This window comes from Cryobacterium sp. MP_M3 (genome assembly GCF_015752155.1).
Lineage (GTDB): Bacteria > Actinomycetota > Actinomycetes > Actinomycetales > Microbacteriaceae > Cryobacterium.
Genome location: NZ_JADOVI010000037.1, coordinates 1 through 4,318, shown reverse-complemented (window position 1 = coordinate 4,318; position 4,318 = coordinate 1). Strand labels below are relative to the sequence as shown.

General features: G+C 62.4%; 4 protein-coding genes. 3 read left to right on the top strand and 1 reads right to left on the bottom strand.

Annotation, left to right across the window (positions count from 1 at the left end):
* Window positions 1-588: 588 nt before the first annotated feature.
* Window positions 589-1,101, top strand: coding sequence for a hypothetical protein (locus tag IWX89_RS18135; RefSeq protein WP_196904933.1), 513 nt, complete (start codon window positions 589-591; stop codon window positions 1,099-1,101).
* A 68-nt stretch (window positions 1,102-1,169) separates the two neighbouring features.
* Here IWX89_RS18135 and IWX89_RS18130 read toward each other — a convergent pair whose 3' ends face one another.
* Window positions 1,170-1,523, bottom strand: coding sequence for a hypothetical protein (locus IWX89_RS18130; RefSeq protein ID WP_196904932.1), 354 nt, complete (start codon window positions 1,521-1,523; stop codon window positions 1,170-1,172).
* 78 nt (window positions 1,524-1,601) lie between these two features.
* Here IWX89_RS18130 and istA point away from each other — a divergent pair, with 78 nt between their 5' ends.
* Together istA and IWX89_RS18120 are read left to right on the top strand one after the other, a co-directional pair.
* Window positions 1,602-3,173, top strand: a complete 1,572-nt coding sequence (gene istA / locus IWX89_RS18125) for an IS21 family transposase (protein WP_196904931.1) — start codon at window positions 1,602-1,604, stop codon at window positions 3,171-3,173.
* The gene (locus IWX89_RS18120; protein WP_307836626.1) at window positions 3,170-3,922 is read left to right on the top strand and encodes an ATP-binding protein; all 753 of its coding nucleotides are present in this window, start codon (window positions 3,170-3,172) and stop codon (window positions 3,920-3,922) included. Before istA ends, IWX89_RS18120 begins: the two co-directional genes overlap by 4 nt.
* Window positions 3,923-4,318 lie beyond the last annotated feature (396 nt).

The following is a 4,318-nucleotide window of genomic DNA, read 5'->3' as shown; positions in this document are numbered from 1 at the left end:
CGGGGTGATTCACATTCCCGAGTTGACTGCGGCATAATCAGAAAACACTGACCTGCACGGTGACGAGGAATTACACCACCCAGCGGGACGTGACCCGACGTGCTGCCAGCGAGCATGCAGGAGCTTGCGAATGACGCTCAACTAGACCAAGAATCCGTGCGCTTAATGGCAAAGTCCAGCTACGGCACTCACTGGGCCGCTATTGACGCTGCGGGAGATATCTGCCTCATAACGTTGGTAGAAGACGAATCTGTGTGGGGGCTAAATTGCATGCCCCGACCGGCGTTCTACGCCAATGGGGCATCGCTTCGAGTGGCGGGGTCACCTGATTCAGGGACGGTTGCGCACCTTTTGCCTCCAGGGCTGAACGAGGCGGCAGTACAGGACGCTGTAGGCACTCATGAATCTGCCGCAAGGAACACCAGCGGAGCAGACGCTGGTGGCGAAGTGTCCGGTGTGGAGATCTTCGCCGATTCGGGTCTGATAGTTCTGGATGCTGATATTGCCGCCGCACTCGGCACTGTGCACATTCCCAGAGACGGCCAGGAGGACCTAGTCCTTTCCGACCTCGGTTCGTAGACAATCGTTTTGAAGAAAAATATAAGTGTGGTGGTTCTTGGATGTATTACCGCTACCGTCTACCTGTTCGGCACTGGGTATCTAGTGTTCCAAGCACAAGCAGTGGAAGCCGGACTTGTATTCAGCTGGGTCCTCGAGCCGCAATCTGCAACCGATGCCCAGCCGCCAATCTTGCAGATGATCAGCTTGACGCTTTGGGGCGCGCTTAGTTTCTGGTTGCTGCTGAAAAACAGCAGACGCGGTTCGGGCATCCTCGCGCGCACATCGCTGCTCTCGGCTGCGCTCGTTTTGGTGATCTTTGCTGGCAGCTTCTTAGCTGGAACGACCTATCCACATACCGGGCTACTGGAATCTGCTGACTCTGCTCTCCTAACCTGGTTCCGAACGGGCGCGCTAAGTCCGGCGACTCTCATAATGGCTGCGGTGCTTGCCGTCTGCGCCTTCGTCTTACCTCCAACTCAACCGGCTGCTCGACCGCCAGTTGAGTTGGACGAGGCCAAGCCGATCCGAGCAGCCGGCTAAAGCAGGTGGGACAAAGGACCCCCGACATATTGTGTCGGGGGTCCTTTTCGGTGGGCGCCGCTGGCGTCCTAACGCTCTCGGCCGTCGTCGCGGGTGCGGTCGCTCTCGGGCCGGTTGCGCTCGTCCTTGCGCTTGTCGCCGGCTTCGCGTGCCTTGACGTTTAGGCCGGCCCGTCGCAGCTGCTCGCGCTGCTGTTCAGCCTTCCGAGCGAACTGGGCGCGCAATGCCTCGACGGTCGACTGCTGCGTCTTAGCCGGTTGTTTGACTGTTGGTGCGCTGACGCCCTCACTTGCGCGCTGCGTGGCCGTGGCAGCCGCTGCAGCGGCGCGCTGCCGATCGTGAGTATTAGCGCTTCTGGGGGCCACCGTTATTGACGTCGGGGGCCACTGTTCGATATGGCCGGTGGCGTGTTTGGGGGCCACCGAATATTTCTGTTGGGGGCCATCTGCTTAGCTCCTTCCACCGCGTGTATAGGCACGCGGCAGAAGGAGTAATCAACAATGGTACGAAGGATAAACGCGAAGCTCGTGCTTCAACTCCGCGCCGAAGGCATGACGGGGCGCGCGATCGCTCTCGCGCAAGGTATGTCGCGCAGGAGTGTGCTGGCGGTGTTCGACGCCGCCGAGAAGGCTGGCATCGGCAGTGACGGCCATGCCGGCCGCAGCGATGCTGAGGTGTATGCGTTGCTGTTCCCGGGCCGGGGCGAACACGAGAGTGTGTTCGTTCAGCCTGATTGGGACGGGGTGCACAAAGAGCTCGCCAAGGTCGGGGTGACGCTGAAGCTGCTCCATGGCGAGTACGTCGACGGGTGCGCAGTGACGGGGCAGCCGGCGATGGGTTACGACCGATTCTGCAAGTCCTACGCGGCGCATGCGTTGATCACGGGGGCGGCGTCCCGGGTGGGACATAAAGCTGGGCGGACGGTTGAAGTCGACTGGTCGGGGCCGACGATGCAGCTCACCGACCCGGTGACAGCAGAGACGTCTCGGGTGTATTTGTTCGTCGCCTGCCTGCCGTTTTCGAGGTATGCGTTCGTCGAGCCGGCGCTGGATATGCGGCAAGACACCTGGCTGCTGGCCAACGCCGCGATGTTTGAGTGGTTCGGCGGAACGGTTCCCCGGATCGTGCCCGACAATCTGAAGACGGGAGTGATCAAGCACCCTCGCGAGGGTGAGATCGTGTTGAATGACGCCTACCGGCAGATGGCTGCGCATTACTCGGCAGCGGTGCTGCCGGGCCGACCTCGGGCGCCGAAAGACAAAGCGAGCGTGGAAAACACGGTCTCTCATGTTGCGACCTGGGTGATCGCGGGGTTGCGTCATCGGAGCTTTGGAACGCTGCCCGAACTGCGGGCCGCGATCAGGGAGCGGATGGATGCCTATAACCGGGAACCGTTCCAGAAACGCGCCGGCTCGCGCCTGAGCGTGTTTGAAACGGAGGAGAAGGCGCTGCTGCGTCCGCTGCCGTCGGCCCCGTATGAGATCAGTCGGTGGATCATAGGGCGCCGGGTGCAGAAGAACGGGCATGTGGTCTGGGAGAAGAATTTCTACTCCGCACCCTACGCGCAGATCGGGCAGGGCGTGGACCTGCGCGTTACCTCCCGGCTGCTGGAGGTTTATCGCAACCACGAGCGGCTCACCAGCCACCTGCTGTTCGGCGAGCATGTCGTGAATGAATACCGCACCAATGATGCCGACCAGCCTCAGGGCGAGAGGTATCGGGAGTGGGACACCGTCAGGATTCGGGCGTGGGCTGACCGGGTCGGCCTGCACATGGTGACCGTGGTGAACAGGATCTTCGAGGCTGTCCCGGTAGAGGAGCAGGGCTTCGACGCCGCCCTGGCAGTGCTGCGACTGAGCCGCCGCTACTCCAGCGAGCGAGTGGAAAAAGCGTGTCAGATCGCGCTGGATGGTCGTGTTCGCTCGCCCCGGTATTCGCACTTGCAACCGATCCTGGAGACCGGGCAAAACAAGAAAGGCACCCGCAGGATTCCGCGTTTCGAGCCCACCGAGCCCGAATCGGGCGGGTATGTCCGCGGCGCCGACTACTACGCCGGAGGCGGTGCACGGTGAGCCGGATCGATATCGAGACCAAACGCAAGCTCCGCGAGATGGGAGTGGCCACCCTGTTGGACGCGTTCGACGCCCAGGACGACACCCTCGCACTCGGCCTGGCGTTCGAGGAGCGAGTCAAGCTCGCCGTCGACGACGCCCACTCCGCCTTCACCCAGACCAAGGTCGAGGGGCTGATCCGCCGGGCGAACCTGCGTTATCCGAATGCGGAGCTGCGGCGTCTGGACCTCGTCGAGGAACGCGGCCTTGACCGGTCCATGATCGCTGGACTGGGCACCTGCTCGTTCATCGACCGGCAGCAGAACGTCGTGTTCCAGGGATTCACCGGGTCGGGGAAATCGTATCTGGGTTGCGCGCTGGCGAAGGCCGCATGCCTGCACCGGGTGCGGGCGCACTACATCCGGATGCCGGAGCTCGAAGAGGCCTGGCAGCTGGCCCGCGATAAGCCGTCCGGGTCGACGAAGTTTCTGAACAAGTACGCCGCGTTCTCGCTGTTGGTGATCGATGAATGGCTTCTGGACGAGCCCGACGAGAGCACCAGGAGCATGCTGTTGGAACTCCTCGAGAGGCGCTACGACCAGGCTTCAACGGTGTTCTGCACTCAGTACGCCCAGAAGGATTGGCACCAGCGCCTCGGTTCCGGCGTTCACGCCGACGCGATCATGGACCGCATCGTGCACAACACCATCTGGGTCGAGACCGGCGGCCACAACATGCGAGAACACACCGCCGGCCAGGTCAAGGCATAACGGCTCGCGCGGGCGGGCGCCAGTGGCCCCCGACCGCGCGACAGCCTGGCACCCGGCGGCAATATCGGTGGCCCCCGGAGGCAATATTGACTGGCCCCCAAACCCGCAAATACTCAATCGTCCTCGGTAGCTGCAGGACGAGTGCTCAGAACCTGTGACTTGTGCATGGCCGTGACCCGCTCGGCCAGGTCGGCACCAACGGGGCGCTGCCGTGTCAATGGCAAACCCGGCCGCTACCGCTCCCTGCGCCAACCCCCGACAACGGCTTAGCGTAGTTCAAGGTCCGTTTTCTCAAAGGCCCCCTTGAAAGCCGCCGGCTGCGAGAAAACCTTCACCGATGTCATCAGCGGCGCCAAAGCCTCCCGACCGGGACTGGACAAAGCACTCGAGCAGCTT

Bases quoted from the DNA above. Each gene is read 5' to 3' on its own strand.
- istA (WP_196904931.1), top strand. From the start codon at position 1,602: ATGGTACGAAGGATAAACGCGAAGCTCGTGCTTCAACTCCGCGCCGAA.